The sequence below is a fragment of the Pseudazoarcus sp. NS20 genome (assembly GCF_059703745.1).
In genome coordinates, this window is the sequence record NZ_BAAKIY010000002.1 from 519,529 (window position 1) to 540,586 (window position 21,058).

The 21,058-nt window shown below is 63.6% G+C and carries 17 protein-coding genes; 13 read left to right on the plus strand and 4 right to left on the minus strand.

Going from position 1 to position 21,058, the window contains the following annotated elements; all coding sequences use genetic code 11:
* Positions 1-68: 68 nt before the first annotated feature.
* Entirely contained in the window at positions 69-2,399 is a 2,331-nt protein-coding gene (locus tag AC6H0W_RS08155; RefSeq protein WP_497576657.1) for a DNA internalization-related competence protein ComEC/Rec2, read from the plus strand.
* An 18-nt stretch (positions 2,400-2,417) separates the two neighbouring features.
* Here AC6H0W_RS08155 and msrB read toward each other — a convergent pair whose 3' ends face one another.
* The 3 genes from msrB to ppsR are packed head-to-tail and all read right to left on the minus strand — an operon-like array spanning position 2,418 to position 4,889.
* Positions 2,418-2,825, minus strand: coding sequence for a peptide-methionine (R)-S-oxide reductase MsrB (gene msrB / locus AC6H0W_RS08160; RefSeq protein ID WP_497576658.1), 408 nt, complete (start codon positions 2,823-2,825; stop codon positions 2,418-2,420).
* Positions 2,826-2,837: 12 nt separating this feature from the next.
* On the minus strand, positions 2,838-4,007 hold the full coding sequence (locus AC6H0W_RS08165; protein ID WP_497576659.1) for a DUF2863 family protein: 1,170 nt from the start codon (positions 4,005-4,007) through the stop codon (positions 2,838-2,840).
* Positions 4,008-4,061: 54 nt separating this feature from the next.
* Positions 4,062-4,889, minus strand: a complete 828-nt coding sequence (ppsR, locus tag AC6H0W_RS08170; RefSeq protein ID WP_497576660.1) for a posphoenolpyruvate synthetase regulatory kinase/phosphorylase PpsR — start codon at positions 4,887-4,889, stop codon at positions 4,062-4,064.
* Between the two features lie 126 nt (positions 4,890-5,015).
* Here ppsR and ppsA point away from each other — a divergent pair, with 126 nt between their 5' ends.
* From ppsA to AC6H0W_RS08230, 12 genes are all read left to right on the plus strand, one after another.
* Positions 5,016-7,382: a phosphoenolpyruvate synthase gene (gene ppsA / locus AC6H0W_RS08175; RefSeq protein WP_497576661.1), complete on the plus strand. Its 2,367-nt coding sequence runs from the start codon at positions 5,016-5,018 to the stop codon at positions 7,380-7,382.
* A 234-nt stretch (positions 7,383-7,616) separates the two neighbouring features.
* Positions 7,617-8,576, plus strand: a complete 960-nt coding sequence (locus AC6H0W_RS08180; protein ID WP_497576662.1) for a M23 family metallopeptidase — start codon at positions 7,617-7,619, stop codon at positions 8,574-8,576.
* A 57-nt stretch (positions 8,577-8,633) separates the two neighbouring features.
* Positions 8,634-8,960, plus strand: a complete 327-nt coding sequence (locus AC6H0W_RS08185; protein WP_497576663.1) for a hypothetical protein — start codon at positions 8,634-8,636, stop codon at positions 8,958-8,960.
* Between the two features lie 23 nt (positions 8,961-8,983).
* Positions 8,984-9,532, plus strand: a complete 549-nt coding sequence (locus tag AC6H0W_RS08190) for a bactofilin family protein (protein ID WP_497576664.1) — start codon at positions 8,984-8,986, stop codon at positions 9,530-9,532.
* Between the two features lie 119 nt (positions 9,533-9,651).
* Positions 9,652-13,581, plus strand: coding sequence for a phosphoribosylformylglycinamidine synthase (purL, locus tag AC6H0W_RS08195; RefSeq protein WP_497576665.1), 3,930 nt, complete (start codon positions 9,652-9,654; stop codon positions 13,579-13,581).
* A gap of 102 nt (positions 13,582-13,683) precedes the next feature.
* Positions 13,684-13,962, plus strand: coding sequence for a hypothetical protein (locus AC6H0W_RS08200; RefSeq protein WP_497576666.1), 279 nt, complete (start codon positions 13,684-13,686; stop codon positions 13,960-13,962).
* A gap of 19 nt (positions 13,963-13,981) precedes the next feature.
* Positions 13,982-14,146: a DUF1328 domain-containing protein gene (locus AC6H0W_RS08205; protein WP_497576667.1), complete on the plus strand. Its 165-nt coding sequence runs from the start codon at positions 13,982-13,984 to the stop codon at positions 14,144-14,146.
* Between the two features lie 111 nt (positions 14,147-14,257).
* A complete protein-coding gene (locus AC6H0W_RS08210) occupies positions 14,258-14,644 on the plus strand; it encodes a DUF2946 domain-containing protein (protein ID WP_497576668.1) in 387 nt (128 codons plus the stop codon).
* 118 nt (positions 14,645-14,762) lie between these two features.
* Positions 14,763-15,269, plus strand: a complete 507-nt coding sequence (locus AC6H0W_RS08215) for a copper chaperone PCu(A)C (RefSeq protein ID WP_497576669.1) — start codon at positions 14,763-14,765, stop codon at positions 15,267-15,269.
* Positions 15,270-15,283: 14 nt separating this feature from the next.
* A complete protein-coding gene (locus AC6H0W_RS08220) occupies positions 15,284-15,682 on the plus strand; it encodes a DUF2946 family protein (RefSeq protein ID WP_497576670.1) in 399 nt (132 codons plus the stop codon).
* Positions 15,683-15,881: 199 nt separating this feature from the next.
* Positions 15,882-17,771: a TonB-dependent receptor plug domain-containing protein gene (locus AC6H0W_RS08225; protein ID WP_497576671.1), complete on the plus strand. Its 1,890-nt coding sequence runs from the start codon at positions 15,882-15,884 to the stop codon at positions 17,769-17,771.
* A gap of 12 nt (positions 17,772-17,783) precedes the next feature.
* Positions 17,784-19,217, plus strand: a complete 1,434-nt coding sequence (locus AC6H0W_RS08230; protein ID WP_497576672.1) for a 4Fe-4S binding protein — start codon at positions 17,784-17,786, stop codon at positions 19,215-19,217.
* A 64-nt stretch (positions 19,218-19,281) separates the two neighbouring features.
* On the opposite strand, the gene lpdA is transcribed toward AC6H0W_RS08230, so the two are convergent.
* Positions 19,282-21,054 carry a dihydrolipoyl dehydrogenase gene (lpdA, locus tag AC6H0W_RS08235; RefSeq protein WP_497576673.1) on the minus strand — a complete coding sequence of 591 codons (1,773 nt, stop codon included), beginning with the start codon at positions 21,052-21,054 and terminating at the stop codon, positions 19,282-19,284.
* Between the last annotated feature and the right edge of the window lie 4 nt (positions 21,055-21,058).

Sequence of the window (21,058 nt, forward strand, 5' to 3'; positions counted from 1 at the left end):
AGGGTCTGGTCTGGCCGGGGGAGCCGGCCCTTGTTCCATATTCATGGCTGCGAGATGATGATGTCATCATGCGTGCAGCCGTCTTTGCTTTCTCGCTTGGGATACTGTCGTTGCAGCAACTGCCGACGTTGCCCGGTCACTTCGTCGTTGTCATGGCGACGATTCTAGTCGTTGCCGTGCTGTCAGGGGTTCGCTTTTGTAAGGGACGCTGGCGCACGGCGGCATGTCTGCTTGCGGCAATGGCCGGTGGTTTCGTTTGGGCGGCGTGGCGTGCCGAATGGCGGCTGGCGGACGCGTTGCCCATGACGGCCGAGGCCCGTGACCTGCGTGTGGTGGGCGTCATCGACGGTTTGCCGCAGCAGCTTGACGGCGGCGCCTGGCGTTTTGTCTTGAACGTTGAGTCCGCCGATGCCGATGTGCCGTCGCGTATTCAGCTCGGTTGGTACGCCTTTCAGGGGCGCGGCAGCCTGCCGGAGGCGCTTGCGCCGGGCGAGCGCTGGGCGCTCACCGTGCGTCTCAAGCGCCCGCACGGCTTCAGCAACCCCGGTGGTTTCGACTACGAAGCCTGGCTGCTCGAGCGTGGTCTGCGAGCCACTGGCTACGTGCGGCAGGACGTGGAAAATCAGCGGCTCGACGCATTCGTGCCAGGATTCATGGCCGGTGTGCACCGGGTGCGTGACGCCGTGCGCGCGCGCTTTGCGCTTGCACTGGAGGGGCGGCCGTATGCCGGCATTCTGACTGCGCTGGCCATCGGTGATCAGCGTGCCATTGGTGCCGAACAGTGGGAGGTGTTCCGGCGCACTGCGGTAGGGCATCTGGTGGCGATCTCCGGCCTGCATGTTTCGTTGGTGGCGTTGGCCGTTGGCGGCATTGCGGGCTGGGCCTGGCGGCGTGTGCCGCGTCTGGTCGAACGCATCGCCGCACGGCGCGTGGCGGCCGTTTGCGGCCTGCTTGCGGCGGCGGCCTACGCCTTGCTCGCCGGGTTGGGTCTGCCGGCACAGCGCGCGCTGATCATGCTGGGTGTGGCTGCGGTGGCGATCGCCAGCGGTCGGCAGTCACGCCCGACGCACGTGCTGGCGCTGGCCTTGTTCGTGGTGTTGCTGGCGGACCCGTGGGCCGTCTTGTCGGCCGGCTTCTGGCTGTCGTTCGGGGCCGTCGGGGTGATTCTGCTGGTGGTGTCGGGGCGGCTGGTGGCCGACAAGGCCTGGCTTGCGGCGGTGCGCATTCAGCTTGCTATCACGCTGGCACTGGCGCCGGTGCTGTTCATGCTGTTCGGTACCGTCTCGTTGGCAGGGCCATTGGCCAACGCTTTTGCCATTCCGCTGGTGAGTTTCGTGATTGCGCCGCTGGTGCTGCTCGGCATCGTCGTGCCCTATGCCGGTTTGCTCGAGCTTGCGCATGCGGTTACGGCCTTGATGATGAGCGGGCTTGGCGAATTGTCCGCTCAACCCTGGGCCTTATGGCATGGGCCGGGTGTGCCGACGCCGTTGATCCTGTGTGCGCTGGTCGGTGCCGCGTGGCTGCTGTTGCCGCGTGGAACTCCGGCGCGTGCCGCCGGCGTTCTGGCGATCATCCCGATGCTGATGTGGGCTCCCGAGCGGCCTCGCGAGGAAGCATTTCGCGTCACGGTGCTGGACGTGGGGCAGGGGCTGGCGGTGCATGTGCAGACCGCTGGTCACGACATGATGTACGACACCGGGCCCACCTACGGCCCGGTGACGGATGCCGGCCAGCGCGTGTTGGTGCCTTATTTGCGGGGCCAAGGCGTGCGCAAGCTGGAGGCGATGGTGCTATCTCATGGCGACAGCGATCACATCGGCGGTGCGCAGAGCGTGCTGGATGTAATGCCCGTCGGACGTTTGTGGTCGGGTCTGGATGACGAGCCCGTGCGCCTGGCGCCCACCTCGATGCCGATGGTGCCATGCCGGGCTGGCGAAACATGGGAGCTTGATGGCGTGCGCTTTGCATTCATGCATCCGGCCGAGGGTGCGTCTGCTCTAGCCCGCCATAACGAGCGCTCCTGCGTGTTGAGAATCAGCTCTCGCTACGGGAGTGTGCTGCTGCCCGGAGATATCGGCGCCCCCACCGAGAGGGCATTGGCCGCCGATGAGCAACTGGACCTCACGGCGGACGTGGTCGTCGCGCCGCATCACGGCAGCCGCGGCTCTTCGTCTCCGCGGCTGGTGGAGGCGGTGGGAGCCGGCCACGTGATCTTTCCGGTGGGCAATCTCAACGCCCATCGCCACCCGCATCCCGATGCGTGGTCGCGCTGGGCGCAGGCCGGTGCGCGCAACTGGCGCACCGATTCGCAGGGCGCCATCACGGCAAACTTCGATGAGCAGGGGGTGAGCCTGGAAGCGTGGCGCGAGAAGGCGCCACGCTATTGGCACGGCCGCTAGGCGCTAGGGCAGCGCGCTTCAGTCCTTGCTGTCGAAGGCGCGGAAGCGGATCGAGGCCGAGTTGATGCAGTAGCGCAGGCCGGTGGGCGGCGGGCCGTCTTCGAAGACGTGGCCGAGGTGGGCGCCGCACTGCTCGCACAGCACTTCGGTGCGGACCATGCCGTGGCTGATGTCGCGCTCTTCCTCGACGTTCTGCGGCGCGGATGGAATCCAGAAGCTCGGCCAGCCGCAGCCGGCGTCGAACTTGTGCTCGGAGTGGAACAAGGGCGCATCGCAGCATACGCAGCGGTATTCACCGATCTTCCAGTGATCCCAGTATGCGCCGGAAAAGGCGAATTCCGTGCCCTTGTGACGGGTGACACGGAACTGCTCCGGCGTCAGTTGGCCGGCCCATTCGGCGTCGGTCTTTTCGATCTTGCGGCTCATGGCGGTCTCCGTTCAGTGCAGGTGGCGCGGCGTGGGTTCGCCGTGCTCCTCGGGCATTTCGGCGTGCACCACCTCGCCCTCTGCGGACGGGTACATCGGCGCGCCGCAGTCGTCGCAGAATTCGAGGGGGAAGCGGTGATCGAGATACACCACTTCGCCCACACCGCAGTCGCGCAGCACGGCTTCGATCTCTGCCGGAATGTCGGATTGGTCGTCTTCGGCACCGAGCAGCGGCCACACCACGCCATGCACCACCTTGTCACCGTCGCGGCGGGCGAAGCCGATGCGGTACTCCTCCAGATCGCGCTCGTGGAAGGGTGCGATGACTGCGCGCAGGTTGCTGGCGGGCGTTTCCAGTTCTGCGCCCAGAAAGGCTACCGAAGCGCGAATGGCGTAGGGACGGCTCTCGCGGTCGGCCTGACGGCTGGCGGCGAAATAGGCTTCGGGCAGCACCACTTCGGTGGCGCAGCCGGGCAGAAGCGGTGCCAGGCTGGCGCCGCCCTGGCTGCGCCAGCGGTCAAGCGCGTCGTCGCGGCTGCCGCCGGTCTCCTGCCAACTGAAGAAGGGCTTGCCTTTGGGTACCGTGATGGCGGCCAGCAAGTAGCGCGTGTCAGACAGGAAGTGCGCCGTCTCGGGCATGCCTTGAGTCTCGATGCGCAGATCCTGCCCGGCCAGTGCGGCACGGCCGATGGCCTGCGTGAACTCGCTGGTGGCGCAGTAGCCGCGCGGCAGCTGATCGGGGCTGAACAGGTAATCGGCCAGCGCCAGCTTGGCGTCGCCCGACAGGATGTGCGCCTGCAGGTGCACGCGCAGGTTGGAAAGCACGGCTGGCGGAATGGTGCTGGCCGGAATGCGGAAGCGCGACCACGCCAGAATCGGCGCGCCGATCAGCAGCACGTCGTGCGCGTCGTCGAGCTTGGAAGCGGTTTCGGAGCGCGATTCGATGAAATCGGCGAGCTCTTCATAGCCGCGCGCATCCTTGGCGTACAACTGGTCCAGCGCGGCATTGAGCGCTTCTTCGTCGTGCTCGGAGAGCACGCGGTCGACGTTGCTGTCGAGCTGGCTTTCCCAGTAGCGATCTTCGGCAAGGCTGCCGGATTCGGCCAGGCCAGCGGCCAGCCAGATGAGGAGTTCGGTGTCGCGGCCGAGGCCGCCACGGCGTTTCTGTCGGGTTCTTGTCATGAGACGGATGGTTTCCGTTGGGGAGAGCGGGGCGCATCGAAATGCGGCCGGAGACTACCAGATGTGCCGTTCGAGTCCGATGGCTTGCATGATGGTAGCGGAGATTTCCTCGATTGATTTGGTGGTGGAGTCAATCCAGGGGATGTTCTCGCGGCGCATCAGTTTTTGCGCCGCAGCAATTTCGTGCCGGCAGTTGGCCAGCGAAGCGTAGGTGCTGTTCGGTCGGCGTTCTTCGCGTACGCGAGCGAGGCGTTCGGCGTCGATGGTAAGCCCGAAGAGCTTGCCGCGATGCTCCATCAACGCGCCGGGCAAGCGGTTGCGCTCGAAATCTTCCGGAATCAGCGGGTAGTTGGCGGTCTTGATGCCGAACTGGATGGCCAGATAAAGACTCGTGGGCGTCTTGCCTGAGCGCGATACGCCAACCAGAATGACATCAGCGCTATCGAGCCCGTTGTGGGAGGACACGCCGTCGTCGTGCGCCATGGTGTAGTTGATGGCTTCGATGCGGGCCTGATATGCGGTGTTTTCGGCAATGCCGTGAAAGCGTCCGACCGTGTGGGTGGAGCGCATGTCGAGTTCGCTCTCCAACGGGCCGATGAACTGCTCGAAGAGGTCGATGAACAGCGCATCGGCTTCGCGCAGGCCGGCAACCGTCTCGGGGTTGACCAGCGTGCTGAAGACAATCGGGCGCACGCCGTCGCGCTCTGCTGCAGCGCGGATCTGGCGAGCGCAGTCGAGCGCACGCTCGCGGTCGGTAACGAAGGGAATGCGCGTTTCGCGGAACTGCACGTCCTTGAATTGCGAGAGCAGGCTTTGCCCCAGCGTCTGGGCCGTGATGCCGGTTCCGTCGGAGATGAAGAAGGCGGTGCGCTGATGGGGCATAGGCTTCGATTGGTTCAAAAAAATTGACCTGGGTCAATACGGGAGACTACCGTACTGCACCGCAACAAAGATGAATAGAATCCGCGCCAATCGGCCCTTTGTCCAACCGCAAGCGAGGAAGTCTACATGACCCGCTATGTCATCCCCTTTACCGAACTGCGCATGACCGATGTCGAGCAGGTCGGCGGAAAAAACGCCTCCCTGGGGGAGATGATCAGTCAGTTGCCCGGAAGTGTACGCGTGCCGGGCGGTTTTGCGACAACGGCCGAGGCCTATCGCGAATTCCTCGCTCATCAGGGTCTGGCAGATCGCATTCGCGAGCGCCTCGCCAGTCTGGATGTGGATGATGTGGTGGCGTTGGCAAAAACCGGTGAAGAGATCCGCGGCTGGATCGTCGATACGCCGTTCCCCGCCAAGCTCGAACAAGAGATCAAAACCGCGTACGAAGCGCTTACCGCCGACGGCGAGGGCAGCTTCGCGGTGCGTTCGTCGGCCACGGCGGAAGATCTGCCGGACGCCTCGTTCGCCGGTCAGCAGGAGACCTTCCTCAACATCCACGGCTACGAGAACATCCTGCATGCCATGAAGGAAGTGTTCGCGTCGCTCTACAACGATCGCGCCATCGCCTACCGCGTGCACAAGAATTTCGAGCACGACGTGGTCGCGCTGTCGGCCGGCGTGCAGCGCATGGTGCGCTCCGATACCGGCGCTTCGGGCGTGATGTTCACCATCGACACCGAGTCGGGCTTCAAGGAGGTAGTGTTCATCACCGCTTCGTACGGTCTGGGTGAGACGGTGGTGCAGGGCGCGGTGAACCCCGACGAGTTCTACGTGCACAAGCCCAAGCTCGCCGAGGGCAAGCCGGCCATCGTGCGCCGCAGCCTGGGCTCCAAGATGATCAAGATGGAGTTCTCGGCCACGCGTGAAGCCGGCAAATCCGTGCGTACGGTGGATGTGCCTGAAGCCGACCGTCACCGTTTCTCGCTTTCAGATGCCGATGTGCTTGAGCTCGCGCGCTACGCCGTGATCATCGAGCAGCATTACGGCCGCCCGATGGACATCGAGTGGGGCAAGGACGGCCAGGACGGCAAGCTGTACATCCTGCAGGCGCGCCCGGAGACGGTGAAGTCGCAGGAATCCGGCCACGTCATGGAGAAATACCGCCTCAAGCAGTACGGCAAGGCCCTGACGCAAGGCCGCGCCATCGGCCAGAAGATCGGCGCCGGCACCGTGCGTGTGGTGGCGCATGCCTCTGAAATGAGCCGCGTGCAGCCGGGAGACGTGCTGGTGACCGACATGACCGACCCCAACTGGGAGCCGGTGATGAAGAAAGCCGCGGCGGTGGTCACCAACCGCGGTGGCCGCACCTGTCACGCCGCCATCATTGCGCGTGAGCTGGGCATTCCGGCCATCGTGGGTTGCGGCAACGCCACCGAGGTGTTGGACGAAGGCGAAAGCGTCACCGTCTCGTGCGCCGAAGGCGACACCGGTTACGTTTACCGCGGCAAGCTGGATTTCGAGGTGGTCACCACCGATACCGGCAACCTGCCGGAAATCCCGCTCAAGATCACGATGAACGTCGGCAACCCGGAGCTGGCCTTCGAGTTCGCGCAGATCCCGAACCACGGCGTGGGTCTTGCCCGCCTGGAGTTCGTCATCAACAACATGATCGGCATCCACCCGAAGGCCATCCTCGAGCTCGACCGCGTACCGGCCAGCCTGCGCGAGGAAATCCTGCGCCGTTCGCGTGGCTACGCCAGCCCGCGTCAGTTCTACATCGACAAGCTGGCCGAAGGCGTCGCCACCATCGCCGCGGCGTTCTGGCCCAAGCCGGTGATCGTCCGCACCTCCGACTTCAAATCGAATGAATACCGCAAGCTGCTTGGCGGCAGCATCTACGAGCCGGAAGAAGAGAACGCCATGCTCGGCTTCCGCGGTGCCTCGCGCTACATTGCGCAGAACTTCCGCGATTGCTTCGAGATGGAATGCGCTGCGCTGAAGAAAGTGCGCAACGACCTCGGGCTGACCAACGTCGAGATCATGATTCCGTTCGTGCGCACCCTGGGTGAGGCCGATGCGGTCATCGCTCTGTTGGCCGAACACGGCATCGAACGCGGCAAGGACGGCCTCAAACTGGTGATGATGTGCGAGATTCCGTCCAACGCGCTGCAGGCGGATGCCTTCCTTGAGCGTTTCGACGGCTTCTCCATCGGTTCCAACGATCTGACGCAGCTCACGCTGGGGCTGGACCGCGATTCCGGTCTGGTGGCGCATGCTTTCGACGAGCGCGATCCGGCGGTGAAGATGATGCTGTCGATGTCGATCCAGGCCTGCAACCGCGCCGACAAGTATGTAGGCATTTGCGGACAGGGGCCGTCGGATCACCCGGACTTCGCCGAGTGGCTGATGGACGAGGGCATCCGCAGCCTGTCGCTCAACCCCGACACGGTGGTCGACACCTGGCTTGCGCTGGCCTCTCATCGCAAGAGCTGAGCGCCCGTGTAGCGCACGGCTCGGGCCGCTGCGGGCCATGCGCCGCGGCTCGAGTTTCTGCAGACGGTAAAAATCCCGCCCTTCCGCAAAATTCCACTTGCGGGAGGGCAGTTTTTTGGTGGTAGACTGGTTCCTTTAATGATGTAACGGAATTTGATTCGTACGAATTCAAATGTCGTTGCGCTGTCCGATTTTCCCCAATACGGACAGGCTTTTTTGTCCGTAGGAGCTTGGATGGCTTTCGTGATCCTCTCTGCCGGCTCGCTGGCCACTTCCAGGTCGCGTACGCTGAGCATGCGAGCGGTGGTGGTGGTGATGTCGCTCGCCACCGTCGCCATCCTTGCCGCGGGTGCTGCCATCGGCTACGTAGTGAGCCGCGGTTCCAGTGCCATCGTCGTCCAGACCCCTGCCTCGCTCAATACGCCTGCTTACACATCCGACAGTCGTCTGCTCATTGATCGCATCGGCGAATTGACTGGCCGCATGAGCCAGCTCGAGAACGAAGCGCGCGATCTGGCGTTTCGTGTGGGCGTGCTGGCCGAAATTGATGGCCGTGCCAACATGGCCGAGTCGGTTGAAGGGCGTCTTGCCAAGACGCCTCCGGGAAAGCCGGCCGGTGGTCCCTTGCTCAAGCCCGTGCAGAATGAATCCGGCGTTGTCGATCCTTCCTTAGAAAATCGTGTGGAAGACGCGTTGGGCCTTGGAACGGTTGAAGGCAGCATGGAGCGCCTCTCCGAGTTGATGCGTGAGCTCGATCAAGCCGTGGTTGCGCTCAACCTCGCTCACATGGCCTTGCCGGGCCGCGAGCCCGTGCGTGATCGTCCGGTGGTGTCGTCGTTCGGTAACCGCGTCGATCCGTTCACCCGCAAGCGCGCGTTTCACAGCGGTGTCGATTACCCGGCGCCCACGGGTACGCCGATTTATGCAAGTGCCGGTGGGCGTGTGATTTTTTCCGGCTACCGCCCGCAGTACGGTCGTACCGTCGAAATCGACCACGGTGGTGAGCTCGTGACCCGCTATGCTCATGCTTCGGCCTTGCTGGTAAAGGTGGGGCAGGTGGTCATGCCGGGCGAGCAGATCGCCCGAGTCGGCAGCACTGGCCGATCTTCCGGCCCCCATCTGCATTTCGAGATACTGCGCGACGGTCGCTTCGTCGATCCGACCACCTACATGGCCCAGTTTCGCGGGCTCTGATTGACGATGCAGTCGCGATCTAACACCGCAAATCGTCATCTCACTTCAGGAAAGATCGTGCTCGCCTCTCGCGAGCCAGCCGGGTCGGGGCTGCTCAGAGGCCTCGTCTTCTTCATCACCTCTGCCTTGATCGGGGCTGCAGCGCTGTTTTTCGGTGCCCAGCGCCTTTCGCTCTCCTTGCTCGACGACCGCTTTGCCAGCATTGAGGCCGAGCTGGTGCAGACGCGCGAAGCGCTCGACTCTGCGCGCATGGATCTCGAAATCTCGCTGGGCGCTCGCGCCGAGCTGGAGCGGCAATTGGCCGCCTTGAACGAGCAACACAAGCAAACACGTGAAGAGCTTGAATTCATGAGGTCAGCGAACAAGCCTGCGGCTGCTCGCTGACTTCGCCGCAACGGGAGTAGCACATGTTCGGCAAGAAGAAAAAAGGCGGCATCGAGGTCACGAAGCTTTCCAGCCTCGTTGCGGACAATCTGCACATCGTCGGTGACGTGCATTTCTCGGGCGGCTTGCGTATCGACGGGCATGTCGAGGGCAATGTGTTCGGCAAGCCGGGCACCAAGGGCCTGCTGGTCCTGAGCGAGAAAGGCGTGATTACCGGCAAGGTGCATACCTATGATGCGGTGATCAACGGCAACATCACCGGCAACCTCGAAGTCGAGCATTTTGCCGAGCTTCAGGCCGGAGCCGTGGTAGTGGGGAACGTCCGCTACCGCCAACTGCAAATGGACTGCGGCGCCACGGTCGAAGGCAACCTGTTGCGGATTCAGGAAGACGGGTCTGGCTCACGTGTCGAGGTTCCCCCCGCGGTGCGCCCGAACGCGGCCGAGCCACGAGTTGCATCGGTCCCGCGTCCGCCCTTGGGGGGCTCGGCTTCGCAGCCTGCTGGCGAGCGTGCCGAGGGGGCGGCCATTGCCGCTGCGCAGGATAACGACCGGGTTCTCGCATCGCGTTGATCCTCTGGCCCGAATCGGACACCTCGGGCTGCCAATGGAAGGGGGTGGGTCGGTTATAATGCGATCCTTTCCCGGGTTGTACTGACGACCCGCTTCAAACCCTCTCCGATCGCACCTACATGGCCGAAATCCTCAAGCTGCGCGGTGGCGCAGCCTTGTCTCCCGCCCGTCTCGCCCGCCTCCAGCCCTCCATCGCCGAGCATCTGCCCGGCGTGTCCTCGGTTGCCGCTCTTCATTGGTACTTCGTTGAATTGAGCGCTCCGCTCTCGGACGCCGAGTGCGCGCGTCTGGCCGATCTGCTCGGCGCTGAAAGTGTGGCTGCAACGGTGGCCGACCCGATGTTGCTGGTGGTGCCACGCCTCGGCACGATTTCGCCGTGGTCTTCCAAGGCGACCGACATCGCGCGTCAGTGCGGGTTTGCTCAAGTCGTGCGCGTCGAGCGTGGCACGGCCTGGCTGTTCGCCGACGCCAAGCCGCTCACGCAGCCGCAGCGCGAGGCTCTCATGCCCGTGTTGCACGACCGAATGACCGAATCGGTGCTGGCCACGCTGGACGAGGCCGATGCGCTGTTCCACCACTACGAGCCGCAGCCGCTGACCACGGTTGGTGTGCTGGCCGGTGGCCGTGCAGCGCTGGTGGCTGCCAATACCGATCTCGGGCTGGCGCTGTCGGATGACGAAATCGATTACCTCGTCGACAACTTCACGCGCATCCAGCGCGACCCGACCGACGTCGAGTTGATGATGTTCGCGCAGGCCAACTCCGAACATTGCCGTCACAAGATCTTCAACGCTGACTGGGTGATTGACGGGCAGGCCATGGGCAAGACCCTGTTCGGCATGATCCGCGAAACGCACAAGGCGCATCCCGAAGGCACGGTGGTTGCGTATTCGGACAACGCCTCGATCATCGAAGGCGCCGAAGCCGATCGCCTGTACCCCGATGCCGACGGCCGCTGGAGTTACCACCGCGAGCTGACCCACATCCTCACCAAGGTCGAAACGCACAACCACCCGACGGCCATCTCGCCGTTCCCGGGCGCGTCCACCGGCGCCGGGGGAGAGATTCGCGACGAAGGCGCCACCGGTCGCGGCTCACGCCCGAAGGCCGGCCTGACCGGCTTCTCGGTGTCGAACCTCAACATTCCCGAATTCACGCAGCCGTGGGAAGCGCCCTACGGCAAGCCTGAGCGCATTGCCTCGGCGCTCGACATCATGATCGAAGGCCCGCTGGGCGGCGCCGCGTTCAACAACGAATTCGGGCGTCCCAACCTCGCCGGCTATTTCCGCACCTTCGAACAGGTTGTCGAAGGCGAGATGCGCGGCTATCACAAGCCGATCATGATCGCCGGCGGTCTGGGCAACATCCAGGCCGAACAGTCGTTCAAGGTCGAGTTCGCGCCCGGCACGCTGCTGATCCAGCTGGGTGGCCCCGGCATGTTGATCGGCCTGGGCGGCGGCGCGGCCTCCAGCATGGCGACCGGCACCAACACCGCCGACCTCGATTTTGCCTCCGTGCAGCGTGGCAACCCCGAGATCGAGCGTCGTTGTCAGGAAGTCATCGACGCGTGTTGGCAGCAGGGCGCCAACAACCCGATTCTGGCGATTCACGACGTCGGTGCAGGCGGCTTGTCGAATGCCATGCCCGAACTGGCCGATTCGGCCAAGCTGGGCGCGCATTTCGAGCTGCGCGAAGTGCACATCGAAGAGCCCGGCATGAGCCCGCGCGAGATCTGGAGCAACGAGTCGCAAGAGCGCTACGTGCTGGCCATCTCGCCCGAGCGCCTGGCCGATTTCCGCGCCATCTGCGAACGCGAGCGATGCCCGTTCGCCGTGCTCGGCGAAGCCACCGACGACGGTCACCTGACCGTCAGCGATCGCCATTTCGGCAACAAGCCGGTCGACATGGAAATGCAGGTACTGCTCGGCAAGCCGCCGAAGATGACGCGCGAGGTTTCGCGCCGCGCCGTGCATTTGCCGCCGTTCGATCTGACTGACATCGACCTGCGTGAAGCCGCGTTCCGCGTGCTGCGTCTGCCCACGGTGGCCAGCAAGAGCTTCCTCATCACCATCGGTGACCGCTCGGTCGGTGGTCTGACCGCCCGCGACCAGATGGTCGGCCCGTGGCAGATTCCGGTGGCCGATGTGGCCGTCACTTCGCTTGATTTCCACGGTTACAAGGGCGAAGCCTTTGCCATGGGCGAGCGCACTCCGCTGGCGTGTCTGGACGCTCCGGCATCGGGGCGCATGGCGGTGGGTGAAGCCATGACCAACCTCGCGGCGGCTGACATTTCCGACATAAACCGGGTCAAGCTGTCGGCCAACTGGATGGCCGCCGCCGGTCACAAGGGGGAAGACGCACGCCTCTTCGATACCGTTGCCACCGTATCGCGCTTCTGCCAGGACGCCGGGCTGGCGATTCCGGTCGGCAAGGACTCCCTGTCGATGCGCACGGCTTGGGCCGAGAACGGCGAAGACAGGCAGGTGGTTGCGCCGCTGTCGCTGATCGTCACGTCTTTCGCCCCGGTGGAAGACGTGCGCCGCACGCTGACGCCCCAACTCATTCTGGAAGACGGCGTAGAGACCGAGCTGCTGTTGATCGACTTGGGTGAGGGCGCCAATCGCCTTGGCGGCTCGGCGCTGGCGCAAGTGTGTGGCTCGGTCGGCGAAGTGGCGCCGGATGTCTCCGCCGACAAGCTCAAAGCCTTCTTCACGACCATCCAGGCTCTGCGCCAGGATGATCTGCTGCTGGCTTATCACGACCGCAGCGACGGCGGCCTGTTTGCCACGCTGTGCGAAATGGCCTTTGCCTCCAAGTGCGGCCTGTCGGTGGTGCTTGATACCGTGTGTTATGACGCCAGCGCCAACGATGTCGATGGTCTCGACAAGCACCCGGATACTCTCAAGGGTCGGTTCAACGACCGCATCTTTGCCGGCCTGTTTGCTGAAGAGCTTGGCGCCGTGGTGCAGATCCGCCGCGCCGATCGCACGCGTGTGGCCGGCACCCTGCGTGAGGCCGGGCTGAGCTGCCATTTCATCGGCGAGCCGAACGAGCTGGATTCCGTCCGCCTGCGCCGCAACGCCAAGCTGGTGTTCGAGGCACCGCGTGTCGAGTTGCTGCAGGCCTGGTCCGAAACTAGCTATCGCATTGCGGCGCTGCGTGACGACGCCGAGTGCACGCGCGAAGAATTCGAAGCGCTGGCCGACGCGGGCGACCCCGGCTTGTCGGTGGCGCTGAGCTATGACCCGTCGCTGGACGTTGCTGCGCCGATGATTGCCAACGGTGCGCGACCGAGGATTGCCGTGCTGCGAGAGCAGGGCGTGAACTCGCAGATCGAGATGGCCGCAGCATTCGAGCGTGCCGGATTTGCCCCGTACGACGTGCACATGTCCGATCTGCAGGCCGGGCGCTACAAGCTGGAAGACTTTCATGGTCTGGCGGCCTGCGGCGGCTTTTCGTACGGCGATGTGCTCGGTGCTGGTCAGGGCTGGGCCAAGTCCATTCTCTTCAACCCGGCGCTGCGCGATTCGTTCGAATCCTTCTTCGGACGTGACGACACCTTTGCGCTGGGCGTGTGCAACGGCTGCCAGATGATGGCCCATCTTGCCGAAATCATTCCGGGCGCCGAGCACTGGCCGACCTTCCAGCGCAACCGCAGCGAGCAGTTCGAGGCACGCTTCGTGATGACCGAGATCGTCGACAACCCGTCGATCCTGTTCGCCGGCATGGCCGGCAGCCGGATGCCGATCGTGGTCAGTCACGGTGAGGGGCAGGCGGTGTTTGCATCCGATGCCGACCGCGCAGCGGCGCTGGCAGCCGTGCGTTACGTCGACAACCGCGGTGCCGTGGCCAGCCGTTACCCGGCCAACCCCAACGGCTCGCCCGACGGGCTGGCGGGCTGCACGACCCCTGACGGTCGCATCACCATCATGATGCCTCACCCCGAACGCAGTTTCCGAACGGTGCAGATGAGCTGGGCGCCGCGGTCTTTGGGTGAGGATTCGCCGTGGGCGCGCATGTTCCGCAACGCACGCGTTTGGCTGGATTGATTTATGCAAGATGTAAGCGAGATGATCGGTTTGTAACCTCTTCCCAATTTCCCGAGATTGCTCGATAGACTGCAGCCTCACTAACAAAAAAGGGAGCAACTCATGCGAAACCAAATCCGCTATCTGCCGATGCTGCTGGCCATTCCGTTTGCTGTTCTGGTTGGTTGCTCGGACAAAGGGCCAGCACAGGAAGCTGGTGAAGCCGTCGATGAAGCGGTCGAGGATGTTCGCGACGCGGTTAACCCTGCAGGTCCGGCGGAACGCGCTGGCGAGAGCATCGATAACGCTGTCGATAACGTGAAGGATACGTTCGATAACGACGGTCCGGCCGAGAACGCTGGCGAGGAAATTGACGACAAAGTCGAAGAAGCAACCAACTAAAAATTAAAAGGAGCTGCATATGCTGGGATGGACTCTGATCTTTCTAGGCGTCGCGCTCATTGCCGGTCTGCTGGGCTTTACCGGCGTGGCCGGGACCGCGGCAGGAATTGCCAAGGTGTTGTTCTTCATCTTCGTGATTCTGTTCATCGTGTCGTTGTTCACCGGTCAGGGTGTGCCAACCTGAACCGCAGTCAGTAAAGCCAAAAGCCCCCGGTTTCCGGGGGCTTTTTTTGTGCTTGCAGTATGGGGATGCCCTTGGGCTAGAATGCGCTGATTCCCTGACTGATTTGAATGCATGCGCCGTTTCGTCACCTTGCAACGCTTGACTGCCCGGCTGGTCATCCTCGTGATGCTGGCTGCAGCCCTGTTGCCGTCGCTGGGGCATGCTTTTTCTGCGGACAAGGTCAGCGGCTTCGGCTGGATGGAGGTGTGCACTGCAGGTGGCATCGAGGTGCGCAGCGTCGCGCCTGATGACAATGCGCCGGCCAAGCCTTTACTGCTGGTCGAGCATTGTCCGTATTGCCTGGTGTCATGGTTCGATGACACTTTTCTTCCGGTTTTTGCCTCACCGCTTTTCTCTGCAGAAGATGTCTTGGCGCTGTCCGTCGGCGCCACCTTCGAGGGCGTATCCGCCCCCATCCGCTCCACAGCGCTCCCTCGCGCTCCGCCGGTCGCCCTCTGAAGCATTCCGGCTCGCCGTCCTGGCGCGGGCCGTCTTTACTTCCCAGTTCCCGATGTAAGCCGTGCGCGTAAGTGCGTGCGGTTGCTGTCCCATGTATTCAACCCGTTGTGAGGTCATCATGAAGAAAATGTTCGCTCTGTCCGCCTTTGCCCTGTGTCTGACGTTCGCCGCTCAAGCGCATGATCACGCTCATGCCGGGCACGGGGCCGTCCAGGTAAGCGATGCCTGGGTGCGAGCCACGGTACCGCAGCAGCGTGCGACGGGGGCCTTCATGACGCTTACCGCAAAAGACGGTGCTCGTCTGGTAGGGGCCGATTCGCCGGCAGCCAAGGTCGTCGAGGTGCACGAAATGACTATGAGCGCCGACAACGTCATGCGCATGCGTGAAATCGAGAGGTTGGATCTGCCGGCGGGCGAGGCTGTCGAGCTCAAGCCGGGTGGCTATCACGTGATGCTGATCGATCTGGTCGAGCAGGTGAAGGAGGGCGCTCATGTGCCGCTGACATTGACCATCGAAACGGCGGACGGCAAGCGCGAGTCGGTTGAGGTCAAGGCCACCGCACGTGCGCTGACGCAACAGCACGGTGGCTCGTCTTCCGGGCACGGTGAGCACAAGCATCATTGAGTGCTGAGCACGCGATGCACCACACCTCCCTGATCCGCATGCACGCCTTGCGCCGGTGGCTCGCCTGGACGGTTGCTCTCACTGTCTTGTTCGGCGCGTTGCTTCCGGCCATGGCCAGCGCGGCCGCGCGGGGCGCGGGCGGGGATGTGTGGCTGGAAATCTGTACTGCCTACGGCATCGAGCGGGTTGCGCTCGATGCCGACCCCTCCGAAGATGCGCCCGCGCATCGCGAGCCGGTCTGTGAATGGTGCAGGCTGCATGTTGCCGCGCCAGCGATCCTCCCCGAAGTCTCCGGCATGCCGGTGCCTGTGCAGATCTGTGCCGGCTTGAGCATGCTTCGCCCGGTTGTTCCAGTCTGGAATTCCTTCGACTGGCAAGTCGCCAGTTCTCGCGCCCCTCCGGCGCACGCCTGATTTTTCCGCTTTTCCCGTTTTGCCGACGCATTGTCTTCGGCCGTCCTTGCGCATTCCGCTTGTTCTCTCCCCCGTGGCGGATTTCATGGACGGTCGTGCTTGTGTCGATGCGTCGGCTTTTTTCTGACCGTACAAGTCAGGCATTGAGGATGAGCCCCCCGCCTTGGGCGTGGACGTGGCCCCTCCGGAGATCAGGCAGATGAAGAAGGTATTTTGTTTTGCAACGGCGGTGGCTGTAGGGTGGTCAGGCGTCGTTGCGGCACAGTCGCAGCCCCGGGTGACGCAGCTCGACAGCGTAATCGTTACCGCTACCGGGCAAGAGTCGGCCGTACGCGACGTTCAGGCCAGCGTTGAGGTGATCGACCGCGAAGAACTCGAGCGTCATGGGGACGGCACGGTTTCTCAGGCGCTCAAGCATGCGGCTGGAGTGCAGACGTCCAGCAACGGAGCCACCGGCAGCATCGCGATTCGGGGCTTCAACACCAACCATACGCTGGTGTTGGTGGATGGTTTCCGGCGTACCAACAACTATGGCAGCAGCAACCCGGCGCAGATTTCGTTCTTCGACGTTGAACGCATCGAGATCGTGCGCGGCCCCTTGTCGTCCCTGCACGGTTCCGAGGCCCTTGGTGGTGTTGTGAACGTCATTACCCGTCACCCGGGCGAGAACCCGGGATCCACAGTGTTCGTGCAAGCCGGCGCCAGTGAGCAGGGGCGTGAGAGTCTGCGCACCGGGCTGAACGTGCGAACCGGCAGCCAGGCGCTTGGGCACAGCTTCACTCTGGAGCAGGACTACCGAGATGCCATGCGTTATCGCGGCTCGCTGGAGGATGACCGCGGCAAGCTCAGCAACTGGGCCGGCAGCTATCGTGGTCGCTGGAGCCCCGATGCCACACGCAGCATCAGCTGGGCGCTGGAGGCGTTCGATCGGGATGGCCGAACGCGCGTCGATGATCCGGCCGGCGATTACGAGCGCATCGAGGATGAGCGCCGTTACTTTGGCAGCCTCGATTATCGTCAGATGCTCGGTGACGGAGAGCTGGTTCTGCGGGGCAGCGCAGGGCAGAGCAAGGGCGAAGCGATCCGAAGCTACCCTACCGTGGAGCGCACCGAGTTCCGCCAGTACCAAGGTGACGGCGTGTATCACTTCTCGCCGCATGACGATCATCTGGTGTCGGTCGGCGCCGGCGCCATGCGCGATGAGATCGACGTCACTATCCACAGCCGCGAGGCATCACGCAACAACTACTTCATGCTGGCGCAGGATCAGTGGCAGATCAACCCGCAATGGCAACTTGTGGCCGGTGCCCGCTTCGACCGATTCGACGATTTCGGCAGCAGCGTCAATCCGCGCGTCTCGCTGGGTTGGAGCAAGGATGCGTGGAGCGCGCGCGTCGGGTACGGCACGGCCTTTCGCGCGCCTTCGCTGGGTGAGCGCTTCTCGTTGTTCACGCGGGGCAGCGGTGCCCGTGCCAGCTCCATTCGCGGCAATCCAGACCTCAAGCCGGAAGAGTCGAAAACCTGGGAGGCGATGCTAAGGCGTGAGTTCGCCCGCGGTCACGTCGAACTCACCGTGCACCGCAACCGCATCAAACAGTTGATCGAGACAGTGCGGGTTTCGACCGTGCCGAGCGTGCTCGAGTATCAGAACGTGCAGCAGGCCAAGATCGACGGCGCCGAGCTGCTGGCGTCGTGGCGCTTTGGCCAGCACTGGTCACTGTCTGGCGGTCTCGATATCACCGATGCTCGCAATGCCAACACCGGCGAGCGCCTCACCGGCCGAGCTGAGCGGACTTGGCGCCTCGAGCTGATGCATGTTCGCGGTCTGTGGGAGACCTCGCTACGAGCACTGCGCCTCGAGGATATTCTCGAAGCCGGTACCAGCGCACCACGCGGCAGCCCGCCGTACAACAGCAATCTCACGCGCTTCGATCTCGGGGTGAAGTACGCCTGGAGCGGCAGCGTGAGACTCTTTGCCGGCATCGAGAACCTGTTCGATGAACGCGAGCCCGACAACGTTTCCGGCCGGGTTCTGGGCAGTGATCTGGATGCGCGCTACGCCTATGTCGGCGCGCGTTTCGACTTCTGACGGAGGTGCGCCATGAGCAGAGTCATTCCGATCAAGGTCGAACTGCCGGCGGCCGAGCATGCGCCGGTGTGGATCACTCGCTGGCCCGTGGTGGGCAGTTTGTTGCGCAAGGGCTGGCTGATGACCGGCTTGAGGGTGGTGGCGCTGGTCCTGCTGGTGGCGTCCATCGCCACCGGTCTGATCACAGAGGACGCGCGCATCGGCCTGAGCGTGTTGCTGATGTGGGGCATTTTCTGGCCGTTGTTCACTGCGGTGGTTACGCCTACGCTGGGCAATGCCTTCTGCGCGGTTTGCCCGCACGGGTTCGTCGGGAAATGGTTGAGTCGTGTAGGTATGCGGCGCAGCTTTCCGACGCAGTTGCGAGGGGTCTGGATCAGTCTGGCCGTGCTTGTGCTGGGCTACTGGGTCGTGTCGTTCGCCATGCCCGGCCTGCTGAGCAATTCGACCCGCGACACCGCTTGGTACTTTCTCGGCTTCACGGTGATCGCCTTTGGCGTGTTCTTCGTTTTCAAGGACATGGCCTGGTGCAAGCATCTTTGCCCGCTGGGGCGATTGCTGGCCAGTCACGGACGCATCGGCATGCTACGCATCGAGACGGACCAGCAGGAGTGCAGCCAGTGCCGCAGCTTCGATTGCGCCAAGGCGTGCAGCTACCATCTGTCACCGTTTCGCTTTGCGGAGCGCAACGACATGGGCGCTTGTACTTTGTGCACCGATTGCGTGACGGCCTGTGACAGCGTGCATGTGTCAGCCGCCAGGCCTGGGAGTGCGCTCAGCAAGCCGATTCAAGGCCAGGACAGTAACGAATCATGGATCTTTATCGTCATTCTCGGCGTCGTGATCATCGGGCTTCAGTTTCTGCATGGTTTGCGCCACACGTCGTTGGAGCCTTACCTGCCCTGGTTCCGGGCGGGTGAGTGGCTGCACAGCGTGTTGCCGCTGGATGCCGCTTTCTTCGACCTCGGCCGCTTTCTGGCGCTGGTGTCGGCGGTGATGCTTACGGCGCCGGTTGCGGTGTGGGGCTACGGGCGGGTTGCGCGCCTGAGCGGGCTGCCGTGGCGCAGCGCCGCGAACAGCATGGCCTGTGCGCTGGCGCCGCTGGTATTACTGCCGTTGATTCCGCGTGCTTTGAGCCGTTTTGCGACCAACACCGCGCATGAGTTGGTCAATCACAGTGGGGCGCTGATGGGGCTGCAGTGGAACATCGCGCCGTTGGCACAGAAGGGCGATGCCTGGCTGGAGTGGCTCTCCGTGCTGCCCTATGTTGGCGCGGCCTGGGCGTTGTGGCTGGTGTGGCAGAGGGCAGGGGTAATGGTGGCGATCGTGCCGCTGCGCCGACAGGTGTGGCTCTACGGCAGTGCGCTGGTATGGCTGTATCTGGCGGTGATTGCGCTCAAGTTGGCCGCGCCGTGGTTGGTACCGGAGGCGGGCCCCCACGTGCACTGAGGTATGTTGCGACGGAAATGAAAACGGGGCGCCAAGGCGCCCCGTTTGTTTACAGCCAGGCCGATCAGCGCTTCCGCGGCGCCGGCAGGTCGGTGCAGCTGCCGTGAGCCACTTCGGCGGCCATGCCGATGGATTCGCCCAGCGTCGGGTGCGGGTGGATGGTTTTGCCGATATCCACCGCGTCGGCGCCCATCTCGACGGCGAGGCACACTTCGCCGATCAGATCGCCGGCATGCGTGCCGACGATGGCGCCACCGATGATGCGGTGCGTGTTCTTGTCGAACAGCAGCTTGGTGAAGCCTTCGTCTCGGCCGTTGGCAATGGCGCGACCCGAGGCCGCCCACGGGAACACGGCTTTCTCGTACTCGATGCCCTTGGCCTTGGCTTCGAGTTCGGTCAGACCGGCCCAAGCCACTTCCGGGTCAGTGTAGGCCACCGACGGGATCTGCAGCGCATCGAAGCTCGACTTCTGGCCTGCGGCAACCTCTGCGGCCACGTGGCCTTCATGCACCGCCTTGTGCGCCAGCATTGGCTGACCGACGATGTCACCGATGGCGAAGATGTGCGAGACATTGGTGCGCTGCTGGTTGTCGACTTCGATGAACCCGCGCTCGGTCACCGCCACGCCGGCCTTGTCGGCGGCAATCTTGCTGCCGTTCGGGCTGCGGCCGACGGCCACCAACACCAGGTCGTAACGCTGTGCTTCGCTCGGGGCCTTTTCGCCCTCGAACTTGACCCAGATGCCGTCCTTCTTGGCTTCGGCCGAAACCGTCTTGGTCCTGAGCATGACGTTGTCGAAGCGGTGGGTGTTAACCTTCTCCCACACCTTCACGAGGTCGCGGTCGGCGCCTTGCATCAGGCCGTCCTGCATTTCGACCACGTCGATGCGTGCGCCCAGCGTGGAATACACCGTGGCCATTTCCAAGCCGATGATGCCGCCGCCGATGACCAGCATTTTCTTGGGTACGGACTGCAGTTCCAGCGCCCCGGTGGAGTCCACCACGCGTGGGTCTTCCGGCATGAAGGGCAGCTTCACCGCCTGACTGCCGGCGGCGATGATGACCTGCTTGAACTTGACGACCTTCTTGTCAGCGGTGACATCCTTGCCATCACCCGAAGTGAGCCGCACCTCGACGTGATGCGGGTCGAGGAAAGCACCGATGCCGCGCACCACCTCGACCTTGCGGCCCTTGGCCATGCCGGCCAGACCGCCGGTGAGCTTGCCGACCACTTTTTCCTTGTGGGCACGCAGCTTGTCGATGTCGATCTTGGGCGCCTTGAACTCGATGCCCAGTTCGGCAAAGTGGCTCACCTCGTCCATCACGCCAGCAACGTGCAGCAGCGCTTTGGAGGGAATGCAGCCCACGTTCAGGCACACGCCACCCAGCGTCGGGTAACGCTCGACGATGACCGTCTTGAGGCCGAGGTCGGCCGCGCGGAACGCCGCCGAGTAGCCGCCGGGGCCGGCGCCGAGGACCAGCACGTCGCACTCGATGTCGGCGCTGCCCGAATGGCTGGCAGCGGCCGGGGCGGCAGCGGGCGCGGGGGCCGGTTTTGCATCCTTGGCGGGCGCTGCAGCGGCCGGGGCTTCGGCCGCGCCGGCGGCTTCGACCTTGATCAGCACCGAGCCTTCGGCCACTTTGTCGCCGACCTTGATCAGCACTTCCTTGATGACGCCATCGGCGGACGAGGGGACGTCCATCGTGGCCTTGTCGGATTCAAGGGTGCAGATCGCTTCTTCTTTCTTGATCGAGTCGCCCGCTTTGACGAACAGTTCGATGACCGGTACGGAGTCGAAATCGCCGATGTCCGGAACTTTCACTTCGATGAGTGCCATGATG

Excerpts from the sequence above, each read along its gene's own strand:
- AC6H0W_RS08210 (WP_497576668.1), top strand. The coding sequence starts at position 14,258 with ATGCGCCGTTTCGTCACCTTGCAACGCTTGACTGCCCGGCTGGTCATC.
- AC6H0W_RS08190 (WP_497576664.1), top strand. The coding sequence starts at position 8,984 with ATGTTCGGCAAGAAGAAAAAAGGCGGCATCGAGGTCACGAAGCTTTCC.
- AC6H0W_RS08205 (WP_497576667.1), top strand. The coding sequence starts at position 13,982 with ATGCTGGGATGGACTCTGATCTTTCTAGGCGTCGCGCTCATTGCCGGT.
- AC6H0W_RS08180 (WP_497576662.1), top strand. The coding sequence starts at position 7,617 with ATGGCTTTCGTGATCCTCTCTGCCGGCTCGCTGGCCACTTCCAGGTCG.
- AC6H0W_RS08220 (WP_497576670.1), top strand. The coding sequence starts at position 15,284 with ATGCACCACACCTCCCTGATCCGCATGCACGCCTTGCGCCGGTGGCTC.
- AC6H0W_RS08225 (WP_497576671.1), top strand. The coding sequence starts at position 15,882 with ATGAAGAAGGTATTTTGTTTTGCAACGGCGGTGGCTGTAGGGTGGTCA.
- AC6H0W_RS08230 (WP_497576672.1), top strand. The coding sequence starts at position 17,784 with ATGAGCAGAGTCATTCCGATCAAGGTCGAACTGCCGGCGGCCGAGCAT.
- AC6H0W_RS08155 (WP_497576657.1), top strand. The coding sequence starts at position 69 with ATGCGTGCAGCCGTCTTTGCTTTCTCGCTTGGGATACTGTCGTTGCAG.
- AC6H0W_RS08200 (WP_497576666.1), top strand. The coding sequence starts at position 13,684 with ATGCGAAACCAAATCCGCTATCTGCCGATGCTGCTGGCCATTCCGTTT.
- ppsA (WP_497576661.1), top strand. The coding sequence starts at position 5,016 with ATGACCCGCTATGTCATCCCCTTTACCGAACTGCGCATGACCGATGTC.
- msrB (WP_497576658.1), bottom strand. The coding sequence starts at position 2,825 with ATGAGCCGCAAGATCGAAAAGACCGACGCCGAATGGGCCGGCCAACTG.
- purL (WP_497576665.1), top strand. The coding sequence starts at position 9,652 with ATGGCCGAAATCCTCAAGCTGCGCGGTGGCGCAGCCTTGTCTCCCGCC.
- AC6H0W_RS08165 (WP_497576659.1), bottom strand. The coding sequence starts at position 4,007 with ATGACAAGAACCCGACAGAAACGCCGTGGCGGCCTCGGCCGCGACACC.
- ppsR (WP_497576660.1), bottom strand. The coding sequence starts at position 4,889 with ATGCCCCATCAGCGCACCGCCTTCTTCATCTCCGACGGAACCGGCATC.
- AC6H0W_RS08215 (WP_497576669.1), top strand. The coding sequence starts at position 14,763 with ATGAAGAAAATGTTCGCTCTGTCCGCCTTTGCCCTGTGTCTGACGTTC.
- lpdA (WP_497576673.1), bottom strand. The coding sequence starts at position 21,054 with ATGGCACTCATCGAAGTGAAAGTTCCGGACATCGGCGATTTCGACTCC.